Annotated in this window: 19 protein-coding genes and 1 pseudogene; 6 read left to right on the top strand and 14 right to left on the bottom strand. The window is 68.2% G+C overall.

The window, feature by feature from the left end; all coding sequences use genetic code 11:
- Positions 1-80: 80 nt before the first annotated feature.
- Positions 81-926, bottom strand: a complete 846-nt coding sequence (locus NA11_RS20150; RefSeq protein ID WP_069163482.1) for a MerR family transcriptional regulator — start codon at positions 924-926, stop codon at positions 81-83.
- Positions 927-1,144: 218 nt separating this feature from the next.
- Here NA11_RS20150 and NA11_RS20145 point away from each other — a divergent pair, with 218 nt between their 5' ends.
- From NA11_RS20145 to NA11_RS20135, 3 genes are all read left to right on the top strand, one after another.
- Positions 1,145-1,708 carry a lipocalin family protein gene (locus tag NA11_RS20145; RefSeq protein WP_069163481.1) on the top strand — a complete coding sequence of 188 codons (564 nt, stop codon included), beginning with the start codon at positions 1,145-1,147 and terminating at the stop codon, positions 1,706-1,708.
- 141 nt (positions 1,709-1,849) lie between these two features.
- Positions 1,850-3,175: a cryptochrome/photolyase family protein gene (locus NA11_RS20140; protein WP_069163480.1), complete on the top strand. Its 1,326-nt coding sequence runs from the start codon at positions 1,850-1,852 to the stop codon at positions 3,173-3,175.
- Between the two features lie 445 nt (positions 3,176-3,620).
- Complete coding sequence (locus tag NA11_RS20135) at positions 3,621-4,445, top strand: amidohydrolase family protein (protein WP_069163479.1); 825 nt, start codon at positions 3,621-3,623, stop codon at positions 4,443-4,445.
- A 10-nt stretch (positions 4,446-4,455) separates the two neighbouring features.
- Here NA11_RS20135 and NA11_RS20130 read toward each other — a convergent pair whose 3' ends face one another.
- The 3 genes and pseudogenes from NA11_RS20130 to NA11_RS20120 form a co-directional block, all read right to left on the bottom strand.
- Positions 4,456-5,121, bottom strand: coding sequence for a class I SAM-dependent methyltransferase (locus tag NA11_RS20130; RefSeq protein ID WP_069163511.1), 666 nt, complete (start codon positions 5,119-5,121; stop codon positions 4,456-4,458).
- A gap of 264 nt (positions 5,122-5,385) precedes the next feature.
- Positions 5,386-6,978 (bottom strand): annotated as a pseudogene (gene ctaD / locus NA11_RS20125) (aa3-type cytochrome oxidase subunit I); the annotation flags it as partial.
- A 292-nt stretch (positions 6,979-7,270) separates the two neighbouring features.
- Positions 7,271-7,504, bottom strand: a complete 234-nt coding sequence (locus NA11_RS20120) for a hypothetical protein (protein ID WP_141717717.1) — start codon at positions 7,502-7,504, stop codon at positions 7,271-7,273.
- Between the two features lie 237 nt (positions 7,505-7,741).
- Here NA11_RS20120 and NA11_RS20115 point away from each other — a divergent pair, with 237 nt between their 5' ends.
- Together NA11_RS20115 and NA11_RS20110 are read left to right on the top strand one after the other, a co-directional pair.
- Positions 7,742-8,572, top strand: a complete 831-nt coding sequence (locus NA11_RS20115) for a mycofactocin-coupled SDR family oxidoreductase (RefSeq protein WP_069163477.1) — start codon at positions 7,742-7,744, stop codon at positions 8,570-8,572.
- 156 nt (positions 8,573-8,728) lie between these two features.
- Positions 8,729-10,741: a cytochrome c oxidase assembly protein gene (locus tag NA11_RS20110; protein ID WP_084654830.1), complete on the top strand. Its 2,013-nt coding sequence runs from the start codon at positions 8,729-8,731 to the stop codon at positions 10,739-10,741.
- A gap of 27 nt (positions 10,742-10,768) precedes the next feature.
- Here NA11_RS20110 and NA11_RS20105 read toward each other — a convergent pair whose 3' ends face one another.
- Positions 10,769-13,042, bottom strand: coding sequence for a heavy metal translocating P-type ATPase (locus NA11_RS20105; RefSeq protein WP_069163476.1), 2,274 nt, complete (start codon positions 13,040-13,042; stop codon positions 10,769-10,771).
- A 13-nt stretch (positions 13,043-13,055) separates the two neighbouring features.
- On the bottom strand, positions 13,056-13,802 hold the full coding sequence (locus NA11_RS20100; RefSeq protein WP_069163509.1) for a zf-HC2 domain-containing protein: 747 nt from the start codon (positions 13,800-13,802) through the stop codon (positions 13,056-13,058).
- Between the two features lie 66 nt (positions 13,803-13,868).
- Here NA11_RS20100 and sigC point away from each other — a divergent pair, with 66 nt between their 5' ends.
- Complete coding sequence (gene sigC, locus NA11_RS20095) at positions 13,869-14,435, top strand: RNA polymerase sigma factor SigC (protein WP_069163475.1); 567 nt, start codon at positions 13,869-13,871, stop codon at positions 14,433-14,435.
- A gap of 5 nt (positions 14,436-14,440) precedes the next feature.
- On the opposite strand, the gene NA11_RS20090 is transcribed toward sigC, so the two are convergent.
- Genes NA11_RS20090 through scoE form a run of 8 tightly spaced genes read right to left on the bottom strand, consistent with a single transcriptional unit; the run spans position 14,441 to position 24,962 of the window.
- Positions 14,441-15,232, bottom strand: coding sequence for an ABC transporter ATP-binding protein (locus NA11_RS20090; protein WP_069163508.1), 792 nt, complete (start codon positions 15,230-15,232; stop codon positions 14,441-14,443).
- Complete coding sequence (locus NA11_RS20085) at positions 15,229-16,269, bottom strand: FecCD family ABC transporter permease (RefSeq protein WP_084654829.1); 1,041 nt, start codon at positions 16,267-16,269, stop codon at positions 15,229-15,231. The genes NA11_RS20090 and NA11_RS20085 overlap by 4 nt, the downstream gene beginning before the upstream one ends.
- Entirely contained in the window at positions 16,266-17,312 is a 1,047-nt protein-coding gene (locus NA11_RS20080) for an ABC transporter substrate-binding protein (protein ID WP_069163474.1), read from the bottom strand. The genes NA11_RS20085 and NA11_RS20080 overlap by 4 nt, the downstream gene beginning before the upstream one ends.
- A complete protein-coding gene (locus NA11_RS20075) occupies positions 17,309-21,811 on the bottom strand; it encodes a non-ribosomal peptide synthetase (RefSeq protein WP_069163473.1) in 4,503 nt (1,500 codons plus the stop codon). The genes NA11_RS20080 and NA11_RS20075 overlap by 4 nt, the downstream gene beginning before the upstream one ends.
- The gene (locus tag NA11_RS20070) at positions 21,775-22,011 is read right to left on the bottom strand and encodes a phosphopantetheine-binding protein (protein WP_069163472.1); all 237 of its coding nucleotides are present in this window, start codon (positions 22,009-22,011) and stop codon (positions 21,775-21,777) included. The genes NA11_RS20075 and NA11_RS20070 overlap by 37 nt, the downstream gene beginning before the upstream one ends.
- Before the next feature lie 4 nt (positions 22,012-22,015).
- Positions 22,016-23,554 (bottom strand): long-chain-fatty-acid--CoA ligase, encoded by a 1,539-nt coding sequence (locus NA11_RS20065; RefSeq protein WP_069163471.1) that lies wholly within the window; start codon positions 23,552-23,554, stop codon positions 22,016-22,018.
- Positions 23,551-24,090, bottom strand: a complete 540-nt coding sequence (locus NA11_RS20060) for an FcoT family thioesterase (protein WP_069163470.1) — start codon at positions 24,088-24,090, stop codon at positions 23,551-23,553. The genes NA11_RS20065 and NA11_RS20060 overlap by 4 nt, the downstream gene beginning before the upstream one ends.
- Positions 24,087-24,962, bottom strand: coding sequence for a (3R)-3-[(carboxymethyl)amino]fatty acid oxygenase/decarboxylase (gene scoE, locus NA11_RS20055; protein ID WP_245746000.1), 876 nt, complete (start codon positions 24,960-24,962; stop codon positions 24,087-24,089). Before scoE ends, NA11_RS20060 begins: the two co-directional genes overlap by 4 nt.
- Positions 24,963-25,209: the final 247 nt, after the last annotated feature.

The raw sequence follows: 25,209 nt of genomic DNA, 5'->3' as shown, positions 1-25,209 counted from the left end.
TCGTGGGAAGGAGTTCGCCGCGCTGCTCGCCGCGGATTGCCCGGGGTCTGGAGAAAGGCAGTCCGCGACGTCCGGGCAGGTCAGAGCAGCTGATCCACCGCGTCGGTGAGGCTGGTGACGCGTCGGGCCGCGTCGGGCAGGAGCACCGCATCCCAGCCGGGACCACCGACGAACACCCGCGAGCCCGCATCGAGGCAGGCGATGACCGCCGAGGTCAGCGCGGTCGACTCCTGCTGTGACCACAGCACTACCGCGGCCGGTCGCGCGTGCCTGGCGAGGCTGTCGGTCAGCGCGCCGGTGGGCACGTCGGCGCCGAGCATGTGCGCGCCGACGCCACGCTCGGCCAGTGCCGCACGCAGCACTTCCAGTGGTAGCGCGTGCGTTTCGCCGCTGGTGCAGGCCAGCACCACCGAGGTGGGCGCCGCAGTGTCGGGTGGCGGATTGGTGCGATGCAGCACCGAGGTGATGCACCACGAGAGCAGATGTTCGACGTCGATGCAGCCTTCGCCCGCGCCCTGACGCGCCACGATGTCGGCAAAGGCGGGGCGGCACAACCGATCCCAGGTCTCGACGACGCCGAAGCTGCGAAAGTGGGCGTCCAGGTAGGCGGTTGCCGCCCTGGTCTCCAACGCGAACGCCGCGGCGAGCAGCGGAAACCGGTCGCCGAGCAGTGGTGCAGGCCCGCGCACGGCCGCCGCGGCGCCTGCCGGGCTCGCGCCCTCCTCGATGAGCGTGAGCATGCGTTCGAGCAGCGCGATATCGGCGGCGGTGTAGAGGCGATGCTTGCCCGGCCGGTCCTGGGGCGGGCCGATGTCGTAGCGGCGGTTCCAGCTCCGCAGCGTCGCCGTCGGGATGCCGAGGCGCTCGGCAACCGCGCGCACCGTGTATCCGGCCGCGGCGGAGGCGGGAGCGGAACCGGCGGGCATTGCCTTATTCTGCCTGGTCCCCATCGCCCGATTCAGCATGCCCGGGCTGTCGCGCGTCGGGTGGCGCGTCTGGTGCTCTGGCCATGGCGATCGGCTCCTTGTTCGTCATTTGAATCGATTGTGCATCGTTATCCGCTAGTATGGCGAATGCCGTCGATTTCCGAGGAGCTCGCGTGACATCTCGAACCCAGCGATTTCGCCTTAGCCTGTTCGTAGCCATGACCGGAGCGGTCGTTGCGGCCATGAGCGGCAGCGCCCAGGCGGCACCCGGCGCAGCACCCGCGCCGGTGTCGTCGCTCGACCTGAATCGGTACCTCGGCACCTGGCAGCAGTTGGCGGCGATACCGCAGTACTTCAATCTGGTCTGCGCCCGCGACACCCAGGCGAACTACGCGCTCGACTCGAACGGCAATGTCGCGGTGCGCAATACCTGCACCACGTGGTCGAACACGAACAACGAAATCACCGGCACCGCAACGGTCAACGACCGGATCACCGGTGCGCAGCTGCACGTCAGCTTTCCCGGTGTACCCACCCAAGACCGCATCGACGGGCCGACCAACTACATCGTCACCGCACTCGGACCGGACTACTCGTGGGCGGTCGTCACCGATCCGAGCAGGCGGTCCGGGTTCGTGCTCGCTCGGGCGCCACGGCTCGATCCGGTCGAGTGGGCCACGGTGCGGACGGAAATAGTTGCGGCTGGGCAGGATCCGTGTCTCTACCTGACCTCGCCGACCACCGGTGGCCTGGCGGACATCGTTCCGCTGTGCACGGTGTAGGTCTTGCGTCACTGAGCTCACCGGCGCCCGCGAGGGTTGCGTCGACGGTGCGGGCTTGAGCCGCCCACGACGCCGTGGCGCCACCCTCGTGGGTGCCGGAATCGCTGTGTACCAGTTGCTTTCGCGATCGAAGAGGAGCAGATGACCGTCACCATCGCGCTGTTCACCCGGGATCTGCGGGTGCACGACAACCCGGTGCTCACCGCGGCACACCGCGAAGGCGCCGCCGTCGTACCGCTTTTCGTCCTCGACGAGACGATCCTGGCCGGCCGCTTCGCGGCGCCGAACCGGGCCCGCTTCCTCGCCGCCGCGCTCGGTGAGCTCGACGCCGAACTGCGTTCCGTCGGCGGCAGGCTGGTGGTGCGGCGCGGCGATGTCGTCGAGGCGGTCGCCGAGGTGGCGGCTCAGGTGCATGCCGACAGCGTGCACATCGCCGCCGACGTCAGCGGATACAGTCGCAGGCGCGAGCAGGCACTGCGGGAACGGTTGGCGCAGCGGAGCTGTCTGCTGCACACTCATGCCGCGTCGATCACGGCCGCCGACCCCGAGGTGCTCGTGCCGTCCACCGGGCGTGACCATTTCGCGGTGTTCACCCCGTATTTCCGGCGGTGGACGGAGGCGCACCAGCGAAAGCCGCTCGGCAAGCCGCGTGCGCTCACCATGCCTCCGGTGTCGAGTGATCCGCTGCCGGAGGCCGAGGAGCTCTGCGCGGGGCCGACGTCGCCGGAGCTGGCTGTCGGCGGCGAGACGACGGGGCGAAAGATGCTGCGGGACTGGCTGTCCGGCCCGGTCGTCGACTACGCGGAGCGCAACGACGACCTCGCCGCCGATGCCACCTCGCGGCTGTCGCCGTACCTGCACTTCGGTTGCGTGTCCCCGGTGGAGTTGGTGCACCGAGTCGACATGTCGACGGCGGGCGGCCACGCGTTCGCCCGCCAATTGGCATGGCGGGACTTCCATCATCAGCTGCTCGGCGCCCGGCCGGCCGCGGCATGGTCGGATTACCGTGCCAGGCAGCATGATTGGCGCGACGATCCGGAAGCGGCCGAGGCCTGGCGCGCGGGACGCACCGGATTCCCGATCGTCGACGCGGGCATGCGGCAACTGCGGGCGGAAGGGTGGATGCCGGGCCGGGCCCGGCTGATCGCCGCCAGCTTCCTGGCGAAATCGCTGCGGGTGGACTGGCGCATCGGCGCAGCGCATTTCCTGCACTGGCTGGTCGACGCGGATCTTGCCAACAACCAGCTCAATTGGCAGTGGGTGGCCGGTACCGGCACCGACACCAGGCCGAACCGGGTGCTCAATCCGCTGCGCCAGGCCAAACGCTACGACGTGGACGGCGCGTATGTGCGCCGCTGGATTCCCGAACTCGCGCATCTCGACGGCGCCGTGGTGCACATGCCGTGGCGCGCAGGCGTCGATCCCGCCGCGTACCCTGGGCCGATCATCGAGTGCGTCGGGATGTAGCGCACCGATTTCGCCGCGGATCGTCGCGCGCTCTTCCTAATCGGCGGTGCCGGGTCTTGAATCGATAGATATCGAGGCATTGTCGTGCTCGAAGAAAGGGGCCTGTGATGATGGGCACCGTCGAGATCGTGATCACCATCGGCCGGGTACTGGATACCCTCCAGAGAGCGCTGTTCCTGCTGGCCCTCGGCTGGTGACCGGCACTACGCCAGGGGCGCCCGCATCGCGCCGTTGCGATGCGGACACCCGGGCCGGTTGGCTCGGTCGCCACCCAGTGATTACGGCGTAAAGAGCTAGTACCCATTCGATGCCGCGGTCACGCCTGTATTTCGGCGCGGCCACGAATGCGCCAGTTCGATCGCGCGCGCGGATTCGCCGAATCACGCAGGCGGACAGCGCGCACCTGGATACCGTTGATCGCCGGATCTTTTCGTGAGGAGGGGTGATGACGATCATCGATGCCTGGGCACAGCATCCGACGCTGCGGCTGGTCGAGCACGACATGTTCGACTCGCTGCGGCGTTGGGGTGCGCCGATGCCGACCGAACAGCCGCCGGTGTCGGCAACGATGGCGGCCATGGACGCCGGCGGCGTCGACATTGCGTTGATCAGCGCCTGGTACGGGCCGGAGGGCGTGCTGATCGCCAACGACGAGGTCGCGTCGTTCGTCGCGGAATCCGCGGGCAGGCTGGTCGGCGTCGCGTCCGTCGATCTGCGCAAGCCGATGGCCGCAGTGCGTGAATTACGCCGTGCGGTCCGGGAATTGGGCATGAAGGCGCTGCGGGTGGTGCCGTGGCTGTGGGGGTGGCCGCCGAACGATCGCCGGTACTACCCGCTCTATGCCGAGTGCATCGAACTGGGCATACCTTTCTGCACCCAGGTCGGGCACACCGGACCGCTGCGCACCTCGGAAACCGGTCGCCCGATCCCGTACCTCGACGACGTCGCCCTCGACTTCCCCGAGCTGACCATCGTCGGCGGGCACATCGGCTACCCGTGGACCACCGAGATGATCGCGGTCGCCACGAAGCACGAGAACGTCTACATCGATACCTCGGCCTACACCGTTCGTCGCTACCCGCCGGAGCTGGTGACCTACTTGAAAGCGCACGGACGCCGAAAAGTCTTGTTCGGCACCAACTTTCCGATGATCATGCCGGATCGGGCGCTCGCAGGCCTCGGTGAATTGGGCCTCGACGACGAAACCCGCGACCTGTTCCTCGCTGGCAACGCCCGCCGCATCTTCCAGCTGGACAAGGGCGCCGACTGACGGCCGTGTGTCAGCGGCGGCGGATGAGCAGGATGTTGTCCTTGCGGGTGCCCGGCTGTCCTTCGGGGCCGGCGTGCTCGCGTTCGCCGAGGCCGTCGACCTCGACCTGCCATTGGGCGGCGTCGAGCTGCAGGCTTGCCAAAACCTCTGCGGTGTCAGGGAAGTGGATGTCGGCAGGTGGTGTCTCGACCCAGGTCGGCCATTCGGCGTGGCCCACGATCAGGAGCAGGCCGCCGGGTGCGACGGCCGCCGCCGCGCGGCGCAGGATCTGCTCGCGTTCGTAGGCCTTGGCGACGGGGGAGTGCAGGTACTGCGCGGAGATGAGGTCGAATCGCCCAGCGGGGAACGAGTGTGCGAGGTCGTGCTGCTGCCAGCTGATGTCGGTGATGCCCCGCTCGGCGGCGCGGGCCCTGGCCCGGCTGAGCGCGGTCTCCGAGACATCGACCGCGGTGACCTGCCAGCCCTGCTCGGCAAGCCAGATCGCGTCCGCGCCTTCCGCGCAGCCGAGGTCGAGCGCGGAGCCAGCAGGGACTGTTTGTATTTCGCGGACCAGCAGGAAGTTGGGGGCACCCGACCAGACTTGCTCCCGCTCCTGGTAGAACGCCTCCCAATACTCCACCGTGGTGCCGCCGTTGTGGCTGTGTGTGTCGGCAGTGTGGCTGTGTGTCTCGGTCATGACCACACCATCCATCAGGTGTGGCCGTTCCGGCAAAGATTATTGCCGGTTCGGCAACAATTATTCGGGCTTGGCCTCGGGGCCGGGCTTTGTCTCGGCGTCGGCATTCGCTTCGGGAGCGGACTCGGCCGTGGCAGCGGACTCGGCTGTGGCAGCGGACTCGGCTGTGGAGGTCTTGGGCTCGGCCGTCGCGGTCTCGGGCTCGGCCTTCTCCGCGAGCGCGCGATCCTCGACGATCATCACGGCCTGCTTGCTCGCGCCCCAGCCCCCGTAGGCCTCGGTGCGCATCCGCTCGACCATGTGCGGGTAGTGCAGTTCGAACGCGGGACGCTCGGACCGGATCCGCGGCAGTTCGTAGAAGTTGTGCCGCGGCGGCGGGCAGGTGGTCGCCCATTCCAGCGAATTGCCGTAGCCCCACGGATCATCCACGGTCACGACCTCGCCGTAGCGGAAGCTCTTGAAGACGTTCCAGATGAACGGCAGCATCGACCCGCCGAGGATGAACGCACCGATGGTGGAAATGGTGTTCAGCGCGGTGAATCCGTCCATGGGCAGGTAATCGGCATAGCGGCGCGGCATGCCCTCGGCGCCCACCCAGTGCTGCACCAGGAACGTGATGTGAAACCCGAAGAAGGTGGTCCAGAAGTGCCACTTGCCGAGGCGTTCGTCCATCATCCGGCCGGTCATCTTGGGGAACCAGAAGTAGATGCCGGCGAAGGTGGCGAACACGATGGTCCCGAACAACACGTAATGGAAGTGCGCGACAACGAAATACGAATCCGTCACGTGGAAGTCCAGCGGCGGGCTGGCCAGGATGACACCGGAGAGGCCACCGAACAGGAACGTCGTCAGGAAGCCGAGGGAGAACAGCATCGGCGTCTCGAACGTCAGCTGCCCGCGCCACATCGTGAAGATCCAGTTGAAGAACTTCACCCCGGTCGGCACCGCGATCAGGAACGTCATCAGCGAAAAGAACGGCAGCAGTACCGATCCCGTCGCGTACATGTGATGCGCCCAGACCGCCACCGACAGCGCGCCGATCGAGATGGTCGCGTACACCAGCGCGCTGTAGCCGAACAGCGGCTTGCGGCTGAACACCGGGAAGATCTCGGTGACGATGCCGAAGAACGGTAGCGCGACGATATACACCTCGGGATGCCCGAAGAACCAGAACAGGTGTTGCCACAGCAGCACTCCGCCGGTGGCGGGGTCGTAGATGTGCGCGCCGAGATGCCGGTCGATGAACAACGCGAACAGCGCCGCGGTCAGGATCGGAAAGGCAAGCAGCACAAGGATGCTGGTGATCAGGATGTTCCAGGTGAAGATCGGCATCCGGAACATGATCATGCCTGGTGCGCGCAGGCAGATGATCGTGGTGATCATGTTGACGCCGCCGAGGATGGTCCCGAGGCCGGACAGGATCAGTCCCATGATCCACAGGTCCGCGCCCGCGCCGGGCGCGTGCTCGAAGTTGCTCAGCGGCGTGTAACCGGTCCAGCCGAAATCGGCGGCGCCGCCAGGCGTGATGAAGCCGGCGGTCGCGAGGGTGGCGCCGAACAGATACAGCCAGTAACTGAAGGCGTTGAGGCGCGGGAAGGCGACGTCGGGCGCGCCGATCTGCAAGGGCAGCACGGCATTTGCGAAACCGAACACGATCGGCGTCGCATAGAACAGCAGCATGATGGTGCCGTGCATGGTGAACAGCTGATTGAACTGCTCGGTCGAGAGGAACTGCATGCCTGGCCGCGCCAGTTCGCCGCGCATCAGCAACGCCATCAGGCCGCCGATGAAGAAGAACGACATCGCCGTGACGAGGTACATGATGCCGAGCACCTTGGGATCGGTGGTCGTGATCATCTTCCAGATATAGGAACCCTTCGGCCCCAGCCGTCGCGGATACGGCCGAACCGCCTGAAGTTGTCCGGTTTGCGTCACGGCCGCCACCTTCCGAACCACCGTCGACCCTGCGACCGGCACGACCGGCCTCCCGTCAACCAAACCATGTGATCGCGGTCTCACGCCAGCACTTGATCGACTTTGCCGAAGGTTTGCCGTGACATGACGAATCAGCCTGTGCTGCCAGCCATTTGCTGGCAGCCGAGGTGCTGTTCGTGGTCGGCCGATCGATAGGCCGTTGGTATCGCCGGACTCAGAAGTCCAGCGGATCGCGGATGAGCATGCCCTCCACCGCGCGCAGGCGATCGCTCATGGTGGACAGCAGATCGATGGAGTCGTCCGAGAGGCCGACCACGGTATGGAGCAGCTTGCGCAGCCGAGGCAGCGCCATCGCGCTGGCGACCGCCGCATCATGGTCGATCGGCGGGAGTGGGAACGGGCGGACGAGCTGGTCGAGATCCACGGCGTAGTACTCACAATCGGTCATCTGGCCCCCTGGGACCATTGTGGGCGCGCTGGGCCGCGCGCCGATGCGATGTGGAGCAGCGAGTTCGACGAAATATCTTGTGCTGAACTCCCACATGCATCCACTTCGTCGCTGTGCGGGCCCGGAACGTTTCGCCGGCGTCGGCGGACAATACGAACGAAAACCCCAACCGGGGGCCGATTCCGCGTGGAACGATGGGAGTCGGCCGATATGTACCGATCTGGTGAGGGGCCCGGCATGGGGAATCTCGACGACAAGGTAGCGGTGATCACCGGCGGCGCCCGAGGTCAGGGTCGTGCGCACGCGGTGGCGTTGGCGGCGGCGGGCGCCGACATCGTGGTGTGTGACCTCGCCGAGCAGATCGCGAGTGTGCCGTATCCGCTCGGCACCGAATCCGATCTGGCCGAAACGGCCAAGCTGGTCGAGGAGACCGGCCGCCGCTGTGTGCCGGTCAAGGCCGACGTGCGGAGTCAGGCCGAGATGAACGCCGTCGCGCAGCGTGCCATCGACGACTTCGGCCGCATCGACATTCTGGTCGCCAACGCGGGCATCGCCTCCAACGCGCAGATCGCGGAGATGAGCGACGACCTGTGGCAGGACATGATCGACGTCAACCTCAGCGGTGTCTTCCACAGCTTCCGTGCGGTGCTGCCGCACATGATCGAACGGCGCTGGGGCCGCATCGTGGCCACCTCGTCCATCGTGGCCAGGATGGGCGTGCGCAGCGCCGGACATTACGCGGCGGCCAAGTGGGGCGTGCTCGGGCTGGTCAAGTCGCTGTCGCTGGAAGTGGCGGAGTACGGGATCACGGTCAACGCGGTGCTGCCCGGCGGGGTGGACACCGACATGATCCACAACCCGGCAATGTATCGAATGATGGTGCCGGACAAGGAGAATCCCACCAGGGAGGACGCGATGGCGATGTTCGCGTCCGGGCCGCCGAACGCCGACCTGATGGCGCCTGCCGAGGTGGCCGACGCGGTGCTGCTGCTGGTGTCCGAACAGGGGCGGCATTTCAACGGTGAGGCGCTGACCATCTCCGGTGGCCTGAGCGCCAACACCGTCTGACCGCTCGGACGTTCCGCGTCCGATGTCGAACGTGCGGGGCTCGGTCTCGCCGCGAATGTGACCTGCATCCCTGTCGGGATACTCGCGGGAACTTTCCCGGCACCGCATCCGACTGGTGAACGTGACCTGTCAGAGACAAGGACCCTCGTTACGGGGATGGTGGACGGCGACAGAGGGAAAGCAGTCGGCGGGGTCGGTGAGCACGTGCAGGTGAAACGCTCGACCGTGCACCTTGTCTGGCTGGTCGCGGGGGCCGTTCTGCTCGCTCTGGTCATCGGTGCGGTGGTCGAGGCGGGTGCCCGCCCGTACGCGGCCGCCGGTACCGCCTATCCCGGCCTCCCGGATGTGCTCGCCTATGTGCTGCTGCGCGTGCTCGCCGCACTGGCAGGCGCGACCGCGCTCGGCGCCCTGGTCTACGCGGTGTGCTGCACCGCGGTCACCAGCAAAGGCCGCCTCGATGTCGACGGGTATGCCGGGGTGCGGCTCGCCGAACGCGCAGGCCTGGTGTGGCTGGCCGCCGCGCTCGCGCTGATTCCGGTGACCGCGGCGAACATCGGCGGGCTCACCGTGTCCGGGCTGTTCCGGATCGGTGCGCTCGGTGCGCTCATCGATGCCAGCGAGAAACCGAAGGCGTGGATCGTGGTCGCCGTCATGGCGGCCGTTGTGACGCTCGGCGCGCGGATCATGCTGTCCTGGAACGGGATAGCGGTGCTGCTGCTGCCCGCCGCGATCGGGGTGCTTCCGCCCGCGCTGGTCGGCAACGCGGGCGAGGGCCCGAATCACGACTACGGCACCGGCGCGATGATCATCTTCCAGCTCGCGGTGTCGGTGCTGCCCGGATTGCTGTGGTGCGTCGCCGATCACGTGCGCCGCGGCGGCGACCACGTCGGCACCGCGCTGCGCCGCGGCGCGACCATCGCACTGGTCTGTCTTGCCGCGGCGGCACTGAGCGGTGTGGTGCTCGTGGCGATCCTGCTGCCGTGGTCGGCGGTGCTCAGCACCGGGTACGGGCGGCTCGCGCTGGTCGTCGTCGCCGTCGGCGTCGACCTGGCGCTCACCATGCGCGTGCTGCTTGCCCGCCGTGATCCGGCGCCGAGCGCCCGCGCGGCCTTCCTGATCGCCTGCAGCGCAGCGCTTTCCGCGGTGGCACTCGGCGCGACGGTGGCCATGGCGGTGCAGCCTGCCCCTGCCTTCGCCGACCGCTCGTTCACCGCGCAGGAGGTGTTCCTCGGGTTCAATATCCTCGACCCGCCGAACGTGCTGCGGCTGATCACGTTCTGGCGCTTCGACATCGTGCTCGGCACCGCGGCACTGGCCGCGATCGTGCTGTACGTGCTCGGCGTGCTGCGGCTGTGGCGGCGCGGGGACCAGTGGTCGCCGTGGCGCACCACGTCGTGGATCGGCGGCTGTGTCACCCTGTTGATCGCGACATCGTCCGGCATCGGCACCTACGGGTTCGCCATGTTCAGCATGCACATGATCACCCACATGGCCCTGAACATGTTCGTTCCGGTGTTGCTCGTGCTCGGCGCGCCGGTGACGCTGCTGCTGCGTGCCGTCCCCGCGGCCAAGCGCGGCCAGGTGCACGGCCTGCGCGAGTGGGTGCTGACCATCCTGCACTCGCGGCCGACCGCGGTGATCGCCCATCCGGCCACGGCGCTCACCCTGTTCGTGATCTCGCTGTACGGACTGTATTTCACGCCGCTGTTCGAGAGCCTCATCCGCTATCACTGGGGGCACGTGCTGATGAACGTGCATTTCCTGATCGTCGGTTATCTGTACTACTGGGGCATCATCGGCATCGACCCGGGCCCGCGGCGGTTGCCGCACCTCGGTCGACTGGGGATGTTGTTCGCGGTCATGCCTTTTCACGCGTTCTTCGGTGTCGCGGTGATGTCGATGAACACCGTCATCGGCTCGCGCTTCTACACCAACCTGCAGCTGCCGTGGCGCATCGATCTGCTGTCCGATCAGAAGGTCGGCGGCGGCATCGCCTGGGTCTCCGGTGAAATCCCGATCCTGCTCGTGGTCGGTGCGCTGCTGACCCAGTGGGTGGCGCAGGACCGGCGCACCGCGGTGCGCACCGACCGCAAGGACGACGAGTACGGCGACTCCGAACTCGACGCCTACAACGCGATGTTGGAGAAGCTTGCGCAGACCCGGCGCTGAACCTTCCCCGGTTCAGCGCCGTAATCCTCAGCGCGCGAAGCGAACCCGCCGCAGCCGCAGGCTGTTCGAGACCACGAAGAACGACGAGAACGCCATGGCGGCACCGGCGATCAGCGGGTTGAGCCAGCCGAGCGCCGCGATCGGGATGGCGATCACGTTGTAGCCGAATGCCCACACCAGGTTGCCCTTGATGGTGCGCAGCGTGGCGTGCGCCAGTTCGATGGCGTCGGCGACCGCGCCGAGATCCTCGCGCACCAGGATGATGTCGGCCGCCGCGATCGCGACATCGGTGCCTGCACCGATGGCCATGCCGAGATCGGCGGTGGCCAGTGCCGCGCCGTCGTTGATGCCGTCGCCGACCATCACCACCCGGTGCCCCTGCTCCTGGATGCGGGCGATCAGCTCGACCTTGCCCTCCGGAAGCAGTTCGGCGACAACCTCATCGATGCCGATCTCGTCGGCCACCGACTGCGCGGCGTAGGCGTTGTCGCCGGTGAACATCATGACCCGCAACCCGAGCCGGTGCAGTCGCTCGATCGCGGCGGCCGCGGTCTCCTTGACGGTGTCGGCGACGGCGACGACCGCGACGACGGCGCCGTCCACGGCGACAAGCACGACGGTGCGCCCTGCGCGTTCCTGCTTACTCACCGCGCGAGCCGACTCCGGCGGGATGCCGATGCCGTGATCGTCGAACAGCCGCGCGCGGCCGACCATGACCTTCCTGCCGTCCACCACACCCCGCGCGCCCAATCCCGGTAGCGCTTCGAAGGATTCGACCTCCGGCAGTGCCTCGACGGTGTCGCGGGCCTGCCGGGCGATCGCGGCCGCGACCGCGTGCTCGGAGGCCGCTTCCACCGCGCCTGCCAGCCGCAGCACCTCTTCGGTGCCGAACGATTCGCGGGCGAGCACCGCGACAACGCTCATCGCGCCGTTGGTGACGGTCCCGGTCTTGTCGAGCACCACGGTGTCCACGTCCCTGGTGGCCTCCAGCGCCTGATGGCCCTTGATGAAAATGCCGAGTTGCGCACCGCGTCCCGAGGCCACCACCAGCGCAGTGGGAATCGCCAGCCCGAGTGCGCACGGACACGCGACGACTAGCACGGCCAGCGCGGCGGCCGCGGCACGGTCGGCACCCGCTCCGGTGAGCAGCCAGGTCACGAAAGTCAGTGCGGTGATGAGGAATACGAACGGAACGAACACCGACGACACCCGGTCGGCGATGCGCTGCATGCGCGCCTTGCCGGTCTGCGCCTCTTCGACGAGTCGAATCATCCCGGACAGTTTGGTGTCCGCGCCGACCGCGGCGGCCTCCACGATCAGCCTGCCGGTGAGCGCGGTGGTGCCGCCGATCACCGCCATGCCCGTGCTGACGTCGACCGGGATCGACTCGCCGGTCATGGCGCTGGCGTCGACGCTCGATTCGCCGGCAACGACGAGGCCGTCGGTGGCGATGGTCTCGCCGGGGCGCACCACGAAGCGCTGGCCCTCGACGAGTTCGCCGATGGGGACCCGCATTTCGCGGTCGTCCCTGGTCAGCACCGTGACTTCGCGGGCGCCGAGCGCGGCGAGGGCGCGCAGCGCGCTGCCCGCCGACCGCTTGGCCTTGGCCTCGAAGTACCGGCCCGCCAATACGAACGCGGTGACGCCTGCGGCCACCTCGAGGTAGATCGCGTCACTGGACCAGATCGCCGCCCAGACGCCGTCTGGTGCGGGCCTGGAGCGGTCGGGGTGCAGGTACATCGTGTCCAGTGACCACAGCGTCGCGGTGATCACCCCGACCGAGACCAGGGTGTCCATGCTTGCCGCGCCGACCTTCGCATTGGCAAAAGCCTTGCGGTGGAACGGCGCCGCCGACCAGACCACCACGGGCAATGCCAGCACGGTGAGGATCACCTGCCAGCCGGTGATCCTGGTGCTCGGGATGGTGGCGAACATCACCGAAAGATCGGCGAGCGGGAAGAACGCCATCAGCGCGACGACCAGGCGGCGCAGCAGATCCCGCACCTCGGCGTCCTCGGGTGCCGAGCTGATCGCCTCGGCATGGTCGGTGACCGGCGTCGCACCGAAGCCGGTGGCGTCGACCTCGGCGCAGAGCCGCTCGGCGCTGATGTCGGGGTCGGCGTCGATGGTGGCGATGCCGGTGGCGTAGTTCACCGATGCGGTGACGCCGTCGATCTTGTTGAGCTTGCGCTCGATCCGCGTCGCGCAGGCGCCACAGCTCATGCCGGTGACAGCGAGGGAGATGCGGGCGGGATCGGTGCTCGGCGTTGGCCGGGTGAGCTGGTCGAGCTCGATGGTCATGAAATTCCGTTCGTCATGCGGCGGGATCGTGGGTGGAGCGCAGGTGGCCGAGGCGCCTGCCGAACTGCGCGCCCGGCGGCAGCACCAGATCGGTGGGGACGCGGTCGCTGGTCGGCGGCGAGGTGTCCGGGCGGCGGGTGCGGTGCACGACAACGACCAGCGCAAGGGCGACGACCAGCACGGCGTGCGAGAGCACCCGGGAGATCGGCACCACACCGGAATACAGATCCGCGACCACGAACGCGCTCAACGCGGCGACCAGGACGCCGAGTACCGGCAGCACGCCCGCGGCGGCGATCGGGCGCACTGCGCAGTAGATGAACCCGACGCCGATGGCCAGGCTCCACGCGGTGCTCTCGTTGATCAGATGCCTGGTCATCTCGGCGCCGTGCTGGTGGTGGCTCATGCCGAAGTCGACCCCGACCAGCTGGGCGAGGGCCAGCGCGCATTGCAGCAGTCCGAGCAGCCCGAGCACGACGCGGATCCCGGTGGTCCTGGTCGCGGGCACGGCAGCGACCAGCCTGGCAGGCAGCGACGGCCGTGGTCGTTCCAGCTCGGCGGCGGCGAAGATCGCATCGGTCAGATCGGGTGCGTACGACGACGTGGCGCGCAGCCGCTTCGAGGTCTCCACGGCGGCGACATACCAGGAGCAGCACTCGCCGCACTGCTCGAGATGCTCGTCCACCCGCGCCGCGGGAACGGTTTCGCGTTCGCCGTCGATCCGGGCCGACAGCGCCGTCCGGCACACTTTGCACTCCACGTCCAGATTGTCGTCCACGGGGACGCCGAAGTTCCCGGCGGTTGCCGCCCGGTTATTCTCGACGCCATGCCAACGCCCGCCGAGGATGCCGAGACGACCCGCCTGGCCTTGGCGGCGGCCCGTGGCGACCGGCGGGCACTCGAGGGGTTCATCAGGGCGACGCAAAAGGACGTGTGGCGGTTGCTCGCCCATTTGACCGAGGTCAGCCGGGCCGATGACCTGACCCAGGAGACGTATCTGCGGGCGCTCGGCAGCATCAAACGGTTCGAGGGCCGCGCCAGCGCGCGTACCTGGTTGCTGTCCATCGCCCGGCGCGTTGTGGTCGATCAGGTGCGGATGGCGGTGGCACGGCCGAAGATCGCGCACGGCGTCGACTGGGTGGCGGCGTCGGACCGGCAGGTGCCGAGGCAGGACGGGCTGACCGAGATCGTCGAACTCAATCTGCTGCTCGACGACCTCGCGCCGGAGCGGCGCGAGGCGCTGGTGCTCACCCAGATGCTCGGCCTGTCCTACGCGGAGGCGGCCGCGGTGTGCGGCTGCCCGGTCGGGACGGTGCGCTCGCGGGTGGCGCGGGCGCGCGAGGACATGGTCGCCGCGACCCGGTTCGGCGTGCGGCGCATCGCCAACGGGTAATCGCGTCACGGCTCCGCCAACGGGTTTGCGGCGTAACGCAATCGGATGACACCGTCCGCGTGCGGTGCGGCCGTGGCGACCACGCCGAACACGTCGCGCAGTAGCTCGGGCGTCATCACGTCGAGCACGGCGCCCGCCGCGACGACCCTGCCGTGATCGAGGACGACCAGCCGGTCGCAGCAGCGCACCGCGAGGTCGAGTTCGTGCAGTACCGCCAGCGTGGTGATGCCCGTCGAGCGGATCAGCGCGAGCAGTTCGAAGCGAGCACGGACGTCGAGGTGATTGGTCAGTTCGTCGAGCACGAGCAGGCGCGGTTCTTGCGCCAATGCCCGTGCCAGCAGGACTCGTTGGCGTTCACCGCCGGACAGCGACCCGATCGTCCGGTCGGCGAAAGCGGTGACGCCGGTGCGTGCCAGCGCGTCCGCGACGGCGCGGTGGTCGGCCTCGGTGTCCCTGCTGAACAGCGCGTGATGCGGATTGCGGCCGAGGCCGACCGCCTCGGCGACGGTGAGTTCCGGTGCGCCGGAACCATTTTGCAGGACGGCCGCGGTCGTGCGGGCGGCTGCGCGCACCGGCATCGCGGTGAGGTCGGTGCCGTCGATCGTGACGATGCCGCCGGTAGGCCGGACCGAGCGATAGATCGTGCGCAGCAGCGTGGTCTTGCCGCTGCCGTTCGGTCCGACGATGCCGACGACCGCACCGGGCGGCGCGTGCAGCGTCACCGCGTCGAGGACCGTGGCCTCGCCGAAGGTGACCCGGACTCCGGCGACCGACAATTCGGCGGCGACCTGCGTCATGCCTGCCCGCCGTTCCGGCGGAGCAGCCACAGGAAGAACGGGGCGCCGAACGCGGCGGTGAAGATGCCGAGCGGCACCTCGTTCGGCGCGTCGATGGTGCGGGAGATCAGGTCGACCACCACCAGATACGCGGCGCCGAGAAGCGCGGCCAGCGGCAGCACCCTGCGATGATCCAGCCCGAACGCCAGCCGCACCAGGTGCGGAATCATCAAGCCGACGAAGCCGATGCCGCCTGCCGCGGCGATCAGCACGCCGGTCAGCAGCGAGGCGAGGACGAGCAGGAAGATGCGGAGGGTGCGCACGTCGACGCCGAGCGCGGTGGCTTGTTCGTCGCCGGTGCCGAGCACATTGAGCCGTCTGCCGAAGGCGAGCGCGACGGCGACGGCCACCAGCACCACGACGGTGACCGGGCCGAGCCTGCCCCAGCTCGCGCCTGCGACGCTGCCCATCGTCCAGAACAGCACGGACCGTAGCTCATTCGGGGTGGCGCGCAGCTGCAGATAGTTGGTGGCGGCCAGCAGCAGATAGCCGACCGCGACCCCGGCGAGCACCAAGCGCGTCGGCGCCAGGGTGCCGCGCTGCTGCCCGAGCAGGAACACCACTGCGATGGTCGCGATGGCGCCGCAGAAGGCGGCGGTGGACACGCTGACGCCGCCGAGTGTGCCACCGGCGGTGACGATCACGAGCACCGCGCCGAGCGACGCACCGGAGGACAGCCCGAGCACGTACGGGTCGGCGAGCGGATTGTTCACCAGCGCTTGCAGAATCACGCCTGCGACGGCCAGACCGCAGCCGCACAGCGCGGCCAGGATCACCCGGGGCAGCCGGTAGTTCCAGACGATCTGATCGACGGTGAAGCCGACATCCGGTGTCTTGCCCGACAAGTGGGCGAGGATCACCCGGCCGGTGTCGGCGACGGAGACGGTCACCGAGCCTGCGGCGATGGACAGCAGCATCGCGGCGAACAGGACCGCCGCCGAGACGGCGAGCACTACAGGCAGGGGCGTCGCCGCCAGCGGGGCGCGGGTGCGGCTCACCGGAACTGTTCGGGGTGCACCAGTTTCGCGATCCGCTGCACCGCGACGTCGTTGCTTGGCCCCAGGTAGATCGAATCCGCCAGCACTGCATAGTTATTGGTCTGTGCGGCGGGCCACTGCGGGAACTGCGCGAGGATTCGCTTGGCGGCGCCGTCGATATCGGGATTGCGATAGTTCACCACGATCAGACCGTCGATCGGGGTGACCGCGAGCTGCTCCTTGCTGATCGTCACGAACGTGGTGCCGTCGTCACGCTTGAACGGGTTCACACCGCCCGCCTTGTCGATGACGTCGTTCCAGATGCCGCCCGCCGCGATCGCGGAGAAGTCCGAATCGTCGCCGCCCATGCCCATGCCGGTGAACACGAGCAGCACGTTCTTCTTCGGTTGCCCGCTCACCTCGGCCGCCGTCTCGGCGATGGCGCGCTGTGCGTCGGCGATCAGGCGATCGGCCCGGCCGGGAACGTCGAAGATGCGGCCGAGATCGCGCAGCAGCGCGAAGCTGTCGTCGATGGTCGGTGTGCCGGTGACCGCGCCGGTCACCCCGCAGTTCGCCCGCGGCACATAGGTGTTGGCGCCTGCGGCGGCGAGCTCGTCGCGGGTGGCGAAACCCTGGTCGGCGGCGAAACCGCCACCGCCGGTGGAGATCACCAGGTCCGGGTGTTGGTTCAGCATGGCCTCGCGCGGGATGTCCTGCAGGCTGTTGGGGGTGATGTTGCCGGTGGGCAATGCGTCGATCGCGGCGGACCGGCCCGGCACGTCCGAGGCGCCGTAGGACTGTGCGTTGGCCACCACCCGGTCGCCGAGGCCGAGCGCGAGCAGCGCGGACACCTCACCGACGGAGCCACCGTTCATCACGACGACGCGCTTGGGCGCCTCGGTGAATGTGTAGGTCTTGCCGCAGTTTTCCAAGGTGATCGGGTAGCTGGTGACGCCCTCGGTCGCCGCCGCCGGTCTGGTGTTGTCGGTGGCGGTCACCGACGTGGTGCAGCCGGTGACCGCGAGAGCGCTCGCGGTGAGTGCCAGTAATAGCGCGCGTTTCATGGGTGCCTCTTCGAGGGTTGCGCCGCGCCGACCGGGATGGCGGAGGGCGGTGGGAGAAAACGGGTTTCGATCAGATAGTCGATCCCGGCGGTGAGCGTGGTTGTCGAATCCGGCTGCGGGACAGCCGAATCGATGGGGGCGGTGCGGGCATCCGCGGCGCCCGGTGACCCGAGGTGCGCAGCGTGTGCGCGGGCGACGGTGAGGGTGTGATCGCCCTGTGCGGAAGCGCGGTCCGCGCGGGCGGTCAACCTGGCGTGCCAGGTCGATGCGGGAACGGTCGCGATCGGGTAGCCGCGGTCGCGCAGCAGGTCGACGATCGTGGCGACGGCGATCGGGTGGCGGCTGGTCAGCTGGCAGGTGTCGGTGGTCGGACGCTCGGCGACGTAGTGAGCGATGGTGGCCGCGACCCAGTCAACGGGGACGAGGTCGACGGTGCCCGCGTCGTAGAGCTCAGTAGGTACCGCCTCGAGGACGACCATGGCGCGAATCAGACTCCAGAAGGCGTCATCCGGGCCGGACGTGCCGGTTCGCGAGTGTCCGCCGATGCGTCCCGGCCGGTAGACGGCGACCGGGATGCCGCGCGCGGTCGCGGCGTAGACCAGACCTTCCGCGACCCATTTGCTCGCGACATACCCATTGAGGGGGAGCGAACCCGCGTCCCGGCGGCCGAGTTCGGTCGGTGCGGCGGTGTCGATGGAGGACACGAAATGCACCGGCTTCGTCGTTCCGGTGGCGGCGAGCCGCAGCATGCGTTCGGTGCCTTCGACATTCGCCGGGCGCAACCGGGCGTACGGCTCGAAATGGTGGACTCGGGCGCCGTTGTGCACGATGACGTCGACGGTGGCGGCCAGCGCTTGATAGCTCGCGGGGGACAGCCCGAGCTCGGGGAGGGCGAGATCGCCTGCAAGAGCGGTGATCCTGGATCCGGATGTGCCGATGGGCCGGGCTGCGCGGTCGAGGAGGCCGTTGTCGAGTCCGTAGCGGGCGAACGCCGCGTGGATGCGTCGTAGCGCTGCGGCATCGTCGTCGGCGCGCACCAAGCAACAGACCTCGAGATCGGTCAGCTCGAGTAGTGCGGCGAGCAGGAAGGTACCGAGGAAGCCGGTGGCACCGGTCAGCAGCACCGTGCGCGGGTGCTCCGGTGTGGCCGCGATGGCAAGGATGGTGGGGTCGAGGTGCGTATCAGCCTCGAGATCTGCTGCTGTCCAAGGCAATTGCTCGCTGTCGTTGCCGGCGTCGAGGCGTTCGGCGAGCCCGGCGACGGTGGGGGTGTCGAACATGGCGCGGAGGTCCCAGCGCACGCCGAAGGCCGCCCTGATGCCGTTGAGGACGCGGGCGGCGCGCAGCGAATGTCCACCGTGCGTGAAGAAGTCGTCATCGATGCCGATCGAGTCGACCTCGAGGGCAGCGGCGAACAGCTGAGCCAGTGCGTGTTCGGTGGGGGTCCGTGCGGGGCGCCGCGTGCTTTCGGCGGCCGGTGGCGCGGGCAATGCGGCGCGGTCCAGCTTTCCGTTCGTGGTGTGCGGCAAGCGATCCAGGAGGACGTACACGGTCGGCACCATGTAGTCGGGCAGTCGTCCGGCGAGGTGACTGCGCAGCTCCCCGGTCTCCGGTACGGGCGTGGACGGCACCACATAGGCGACGAGAGCCTCGTCATGAATGCGCACCGCGGCGGCGTCGACCTGTGGATGTCCGGCGAGCGCGGCTTCCACCTCGCCGACCTCGATCCGATAGCCGCGCAACGACATCTGGCTGTCACCGCGGCCCAGGTACTCGAGGCGGCCGTCGCGATGCCTGCGCACCAGGTCGCCGGTGCGATAGAGGCGGTGGCCGTTCGTGTCGAACGGGTCGGCGACGAACCGAGCCGCAGTTGCCGCAGGCGCACCGAGATACCGCTGCCCGACCGGCGTTCCGCCGAGGTACAACTCGCCGACCACGCCGGGTGGGACCGGACGCAAGATGCGGTCCAGCACGTGGCAGTGGCCATTGGCGACCGGCTCGCCGATCGACGGAGCCCGGTGCGCGGCGAGGGTGGTCCATGTGGCGTCGACCGTGCATTCGGTGGGCCCGTACAGGTTGTAGACCGAGACGCCGGGCACGGCACGCAGCGTCGCCCACAGTTCCGGGTCGGTCGCCTCGCCGCCGAGTGCGATCACGCTGGGGCGATGTGGCCCGGTGAGCAACCCTGCGGACAGCAGTTCCCTGGCGAAAGTCGGTGTGACATCGAGGAAGTCGATGCGCTCGGTGTGGATGTACCGGACCAGCCGATCGGGATCGCGGCGCAGCGCGTCGTCGATGAAATGCAATTCGTGCCCGGCCAGCAGCCAGAGCAGCCCTTCCCACGCGGTGTCGAAGGTCATCGACGCGGTGAGCGCGGCGCGCATTCGCCGTCCGCCCCGCGCCGCCACCTCGGGCTCGATCAGGTGCTCGCGATGGTGGTGGTACAGGTTGACCACCGACCGGTGCGAAATCGCCACGGCCTTGGGGGTTCCAGTGGTGCCCGAGGTGTGGATCACCCAGGCCGGATGCTCCGGGTGCTGGCGGGTGAGCGTGATCGATGTGTCGGCGTCGACCCCACGGGCGGAGTTGTCGCGCACTTCGTCTCGGTGAGCCGGCGCGTGCGGAGGCAAGCCCAGTGTCGTTTCGGCAGTGCCGAATTCGGGGACCTCGACGCAGCGATCGCGTTGTGCCATGGGAACCAATTCCACGAGTGCGGTAGTGGTGACCACTGCGCGCAGACCCGATGCGTCGGCGTGCCGATCGAGGCCGTCGAGCAGCACTGCCAACCGTGGCGCAGGCTGGCCGGGGTCGAGCGGGGCGTAAGTGGCACCGCAGGCGAGCACCGCGAACAGCGCAACGATCGCGTCACTGGTCCGAGGGAGAAGTACCGCGACGGTGTCACCGCGGCAAACGCCCGCACTGGTCAGGGCGGTGCTCAATACCTTTGTCCGCCTGGCGAGTTCCGCGTAGGTGAGTGACATCGCGGTGCCGTCCGCTTCGGTGGTGACGAGGGCGGGAGTCGTCGGTGTGCGTGCGATCCATGGGGTGAGCAGATCGCTCACGGAGGTGTCCGGCCTCGGGCGTTCGGGACCACGGCTGTTGGCGTGCAACCACTCTCGCTCACCGGGCAGCAGCAGGTCCACCGTGCCGAGCGACTGGTTCGGCGCGTCGAGGATGCGGCGCAGGAAGGTGGTGAAGCGCCGCAGATGGGTCCGCAGCTCGTCGGCCGTGTACGCGCTCGGGTGGCCGTCGAGGTACAGCGTCGGCCCGGTGCCGTCGAGCCGGTCGTAGAGGTTGAAGACCAGGTCGTCGATCATGCCTGCGGTGACATTGCGGACGGTGCTGGTGCAGTCAGCAAAGCGCAGGTCGTAGTCGAACAGCATGATGTTGACCGAGGGTCCGTACATCGCGCGATCGCTGCCGACCATGCCGAGGTCGCGGCGCACCTGCTCGCTGCGGTAGCGCTGATGGCGTCTGCTGCGGACCAGGTGGCGGGCGATGCGTCCGGTGAGTTCGGTCAGCGTCTGGTCCGCGGTGAAGTCGGCCCACAGGGCGACACCGTTGAGCGTCATGCACGGCACTCGCAGCGCGGGTGTGCCGGTGCGCAGCATGATCGGCAGCGCGAGGCATACCTCGGTGGCCCCGGTCATGCGATGCACATAGGCCGCGACCGCGGCCGTGAGCACATCGGTCCAATTCGCGCGGGCGCCTTCCGCGACACCGCGCAGCAGCGTGACCGATTCCGGGTCCAGTGCGGTGAATTCCCGAAGTGCCCTGGCCGCAACGGTTGTCGTTTGTGGAGCAGCGCCGGACACCGGGACGGCAGGACGTGAAGCAGTCGGGGTGGGTAGGGACAGCGTGACGGGGGCCGGGCGGTCGCGCAGATACTCGAGCCAGAACACGCGGTCGCGTTCGAGGTCCGGTGAGTCGGCGTATTCGACGTCGGCCGCCACCACGGCATCCCACGAGCCGAAGGCACACGGCGGTGGCTCGGTGCCGGTCGCACCCGCCGTGTACAGCTCCGCCACGCGACGCGCGATCAGTGCCATGCCGTACCCGTCGAGCAGGATGTGGTGCACCCGGTGGTACCAGAGCGTGCGCTGCGGACCGAGCCGGAACACGATGTGCGCGAACAGGATGTCGCCGGTCAGCTCGACCGGCGTTGCCACGTCCTCATCCATCAGCGCCAGCGCGGCGCCGAGCGGGTCCGGCTCGGTGGACACATCGACTACCCGAACGGCCTGATCCGGCGTGTGCGCGAGCTGACCGGGGCCGTCCTCGACGAACCGAATGTGCAGTGCCGCAGCCTCATCGATGGCCATGTGGATAGCACGCACCAGGACATCCACCGCCACCCGACCCGAAATATCCACGTACTCGGCGATATTGAAGACCGCCGATGCCGGGTCGAGCTGCTGGCCGAGCCAGACGCCCAGTTGCGCGGCGGTCAACGGGCGCTCGCTCACGGTGCGGCCCGCGGCGCGAGCAGCGGCCACCATGCGGTGAGGGTGGGCTGCTCGGCCAGGTCGGCGAAGGCCGGGGCTGCGCCACGTGACTTCCAGCGTTCGATCAGGCCGATCAGCCGCACCGAGTCCAGCCCGGCGGCGAACAGGTCCTCGGTGTCGTTCAGTTCGTGCGGCTCCAGATAGAGCGCCTCGGCGATGTCCGCGCGGACGGCGGCGTAGGTGAGTGGCTCCATCGCGCTAATTGACCTGTCTCTCGCGGTCGGCCCAGAACCGGTCGCGCAGCTGCCAGCGCAGGATCTTGCCGCTGGGATTGCGGGGAATGCGGTCGAGGAACTCGAAACGCACCGGAATCTTGAACTGCGCCAGGTTCTCCCGGCAGAACGTCATCAACTCGCGCGCCCTGACCTCCGCACCGGGGCGACAGGCGACGAACGCGTGCACCGCCTCGCCGAGCGTGTCGTCCGGCACGCCGATCACCGCCGAATCCGCCACGGCCGGATGTTTGGCGAGGACGTTCTCGATCTCGGCGGGGTAGATGTTCTCGCCGCCCACGATGATCATGTCTTTCAACCGGTCTCGGATGTACAGGTATCCGTCACCGTCGACGTAGCCCGCGTCCCCGGTGTGGATCCAGCCGTCGATCAAGGTGTCGGCGGTGGCCGCGGGCAGCTGCCAGTAGCCGAGCATGGCCGCCGGGGTGCGCAGGCAGATCTCGCCCACCTCGCCGGTCTTCCGCTCGATGCCCGCCGCATCGATGATCCGCACGGACACACCGGGATACGGGCGGCCCGCCGCGGCCAGCCGATGATTGCCGACGACATGCTGTTTCGGCGGAAGACAGATCGCGGTGTTCCCGGTCTCGGTGAGCCCGTAGATCTGCGCGAAGTCGGCGTCGAAGAGCGCCAGCGCCTCTTGCAGCAGCGTCTCCGAAATGGGCGACCCACCATAGACGACCTTGCGTACCGAGCTGACCGTCGCCGGGGCGACGCCTGGCTCGCCGATGATCAGCCGCAGCATCGACGGGACCACGCACAGGGTGGTGATCCTGGCTTCCTCGATGAGCGACACGGCCGTGCTGCTGTCGAACCGTGGCATCGCCACATTGGTGATGCCCGCCGCGAAACCCTGCATGGCCCACCAGATTCCGCCGACATGAAAGCCGGGGATGCCGATCAGGCTGCGGTCGCCGTCCCGGAAGTCGATCCAGTCGAGCCCGGCCGCCGCGAGCGCGTCCGCGATGGCGAAGAAGCTGCGTTGGGCCAGCACAACACCTTTGGGCAGCCCGGTGGTTCCGCTGGTGTACAGCTGGATCACCGCATCGTCGCGGCCGGACGGCGGTGTTTCCGGCTCCGGGTCGGCGGCTTCGGCCAGCCACCCGGCGAAGTCGTCGCCGTCGAGCCGGACGATCCGAGCATGCGGTGCGGCGGCGTGCGCGATCTGGGCGGTGTCGGCGTCGACCAGCACCAGCGTGCTGCCCGAGTCCGCGATGATGTGTTCGACTTCCGGCGCTGTCAGCCGGAAGTTGATCGGCACGAGCACCGCGCCGGTGCGGGCGCAGGCGAAGAACAGCGCGTAGTAGTAGACGGATTCCTGGCCGAGGTAGGCCACCCGACTGCCCGCGGCGATCCCGGCCGCGGCGAGCGCGCGGGCGAGCCGGATGCTGTCGCCCCGCAGCTGTGCGTAGTCGAGTTCGAGGCCTGCGCAGGCGATGGCCACGGTGGCCGGACGGTCGCGCGCATGCGCGGCCAGCGTCGAGGTCACCGTGCGCGCGGTCATCGGGCGGCGCCCAGCGGTTGGGCCGTGGTCACGATGGCTAACCGGACCCGGCCCGCGCAGTGCCCACCGTTGGTGTCCCAGAACCGGAACGAGGTGTCCAGCGAGGTGTACGGAGCTCCGTCGACGGTGCTGGTCCGTGCCACGCCGCTGTGCAGGGTGAATTCTCCGGTGAATCGTTGTGGGGTGATCGGCCGCCGGAACGTGCTGTCGAAGCGCGTGATGAGGATGTCGGGCAGTTGGCGACGCCAGTATTCGTCCATGGTCCAGCCGCTGAACAGCGTGCCGACGTTGTGCCGCACCAGCACCGCGACGGTCTGGTAGAGCAACTGGTTGTAGCAGATGTTCGCCTCGACCGAGTTGAGGTGCCCGGTCGCGTCGATATAGCAGGACGCCGGAATCTCGAATTCGCCGGTGGCGGTGGCTTGTTCGCCGTGCACCCGGACGCTCGCCGAGCGCAGGTAGCGGCAGTGCGGCTGATAACAGCGCAACACCTCCGACAGCAGCGCCGGGTCATTCGCGAACAGTTGCTCGGTCATGCGCGGCCGTCCGCGTCGTCGTACACGGTGACCCGGTGCGAGACCGAGGGTTCGGCGGTGGCGGTGTGCAGCGCCCGATGCACCATGGTGCGGTTGTCCCAAATCAGCAGGTCGCCTCGCTCGAATGTTTGCAGCCGGATCGCCGGATGCGCCATGGTGTCGTCGAGTTGCCCAGTGGCCGTGAGCAATTCGCGCAGCAGGTCGGGCCGGTCGGTGCCGTCGGGCGCGGTGATGTTCGTGGTGAAGCCCTCGCTGATGTACACCACCGGTTCGCCGGTGTGTGGGTGCGTATGTACGGTCGGCGCGGTCACCGGGGGCGTCTTGCGCTCGATTTCTGCGAGCAGCTCCGAGATGGGCCGGTAGACATCGCTCGGGCGGATCTTGAAATAGCGGTGGACGCTGTGCGTCGCCACCGTGCCCGCGATGGAGTGCCGCAGCTCAGGGCTGAGCATCCGGTAGGCGGCGGCGAGGTCGATGAAGTAGGTGCCCCTGTTGTGCGTGGGCACCACCTGCGGGTGGATGAAGGTGAGGTCGAACGCCCTCGGCATGAACTGATAGTCCGAATGCCAGAACTTTCCGGTCTTCGGCACGCCGACCCGCTGCTCGCCGGTGTCGACATTGGACGAAACGAACACATCGGGCACCTCGGGGTGCGCGTAGATCGGCTCGTAGTACCGCACCGGATCCCCGAAACGACTTGCCAGCGCGACGAATTGGTGCGGATCGAGCTCGATGCCCTTGAGCACGGCGATCCGGTCGCGGTAGACGGCGCGCTTGACCGCGCGGATGTCGTCGTGCGATGTGGCGTCGAAATCCTCGACCACCACACCGAAGTCTCCCTGCGGGCTGATCCGCATGGCTGTTCGCTGCATGACCACTTAGTCGGACCACTACGCCCGGTAGTTCCCGGCAATTTCGACCGAATTGTCCGAGGTGGCGGCCCTGGTGTGAGCTGGCCGACATTCGCTGAGCACTGGTTGCGTGATCGGCAACGCTGAGGCTAGCGTCCTTCCGCGGTACCACGTACCGCTCTGCACGGCGACCCGACCAGTCTCGGCTGACTCGCCAATATTGCTTCTCTGCAACACCTTTCGTATTCAGCGTGCGTCGTCGAGCGCA

It is taken from the genome of Nocardia altamirensis NBRC 108246 (assembly GCF_001612685.1).
Lineage (GTDB): Bacteria > Actinomycetota > Actinomycetes > Mycobacteriales > Mycobacteriaceae > Nocardia > Nocardia altamirensis.
The sequence above is the reverse complement of the archived record's forward strand: the minus strand, read 5'-3'. Positions and strand labels throughout refer to the sequence as shown.

What these genes read in the sequence shown, in the direction of transcription:
- NA11_RS20150 (WP_069163482.1), bottom strand. Translation starts at nt 926, where the DNA reads ATGCCCGCCGGTTCCGCTCCCGCCTCCGCCGCGGCCGGATACACGGTG.
- NA11_RS20145 (WP_069163481.1), top strand. Translation starts at nt 1,145, where the DNA reads ATGACCGGAGCGGTCGTTGCGGCCATGAGCGGCAGCGCCCAGGCGGCA.
- NA11_RS20140 (WP_069163480.1), top strand. Translation starts at nt 1,850, where the DNA reads ATGACCGTCACCATCGCGCTGTTCACCCGGGATCTGCGGGTGCACGAC.
- NA11_RS20135 (WP_069163479.1), top strand. Translation starts at nt 3,621, where the DNA reads ATGACGATCATCGATGCCTGGGCACAGCATCCGACGCTGCGGCTGGTC.
- NA11_RS20130 (WP_069163511.1), bottom strand. Translation starts at nt 5,121, where the DNA reads ATGACCGAGACACACAGCCACACTGCCGACACACACAGCCACAACGGC.
- NA11_RS20120 (WP_141717717.1), bottom strand. Translation starts at nt 7,504, where the DNA reads ATGACCGATTGTGAGTACTACGCCGTGGATCTCGACCAGCTCGTCCGC.
- NA11_RS20115 (WP_069163477.1), top strand. Translation starts at nt 7,742, where the DNA reads ATGGGGAATCTCGACGACAAGGTAGCGGTGATCACCGGCGGCGCCCGA.
- NA11_RS20110 (WP_084654830.1), top strand. Translation starts at nt 8,729, where the DNA reads ATGGTGGACGGCGACAGAGGGAAAGCAGTCGGCGGGGTCGGTGAGCAC.
- NA11_RS20105 (WP_069163476.1), bottom strand. Translation starts at nt 13,042, where the DNA reads ATGACCATCGAGCTCGACCAGCTCACCCGGCCAACGCCGAGCACCGAT.
- sigC (WP_069163475.1), top strand. Translation starts at nt 13,869, where the DNA reads ATGCCAACGCCCGCCGAGGATGCCGAGACGACCCGCCTGGCCTTGGCG.
- NA11_RS20090 (WP_069163508.1), bottom strand. Translation starts at nt 15,232, where the DNA reads ATGACGCAGGTCGCCGCCGAATTGTCGGTCGCCGGAGTCCGGGTCACC.
- NA11_RS20080 (WP_069163474.1), bottom strand. Translation starts at nt 17,312, where the DNA reads ATGAAACGCGCGCTATTACTGGCACTCACCGCGAGCGCTCTCGCGGTC.
- NA11_RS20075 (WP_069163473.1), bottom strand. Translation starts at nt 21,811, where the DNA reads ATGGTGGCCGCTGCTCGCGCCGCGGGCCGCACCGTGAGCGAGCGCCCG.
- NA11_RS20070 (WP_069163472.1), bottom strand. Translation starts at nt 22,011, where the DNA reads ATGGAGCCACTCACCTACGCCGCCGTCCGCGCGGACATCGCCGAGGCG.
- NA11_RS20065 (WP_069163471.1), bottom strand. Translation starts at nt 23,554, where the DNA reads ATGACCGCGCGCACGGTGACCTCGACGCTGGCCGCGCATGCGCGCGAC.
- NA11_RS20060 (WP_069163470.1), bottom strand. Translation starts at nt 24,090, where the DNA reads ATGACCGAGCAACTGTTCGCGAATGACCCGGCGCTGCTGTCGGAGGTG.
- scoE (WP_245746000.1), bottom strand. Translation starts at nt 24,962, where the DNA reads ATGCAGCGAACAGCCATGCGGATCAGCCCGCAGGGAGACTTCGGTGTG.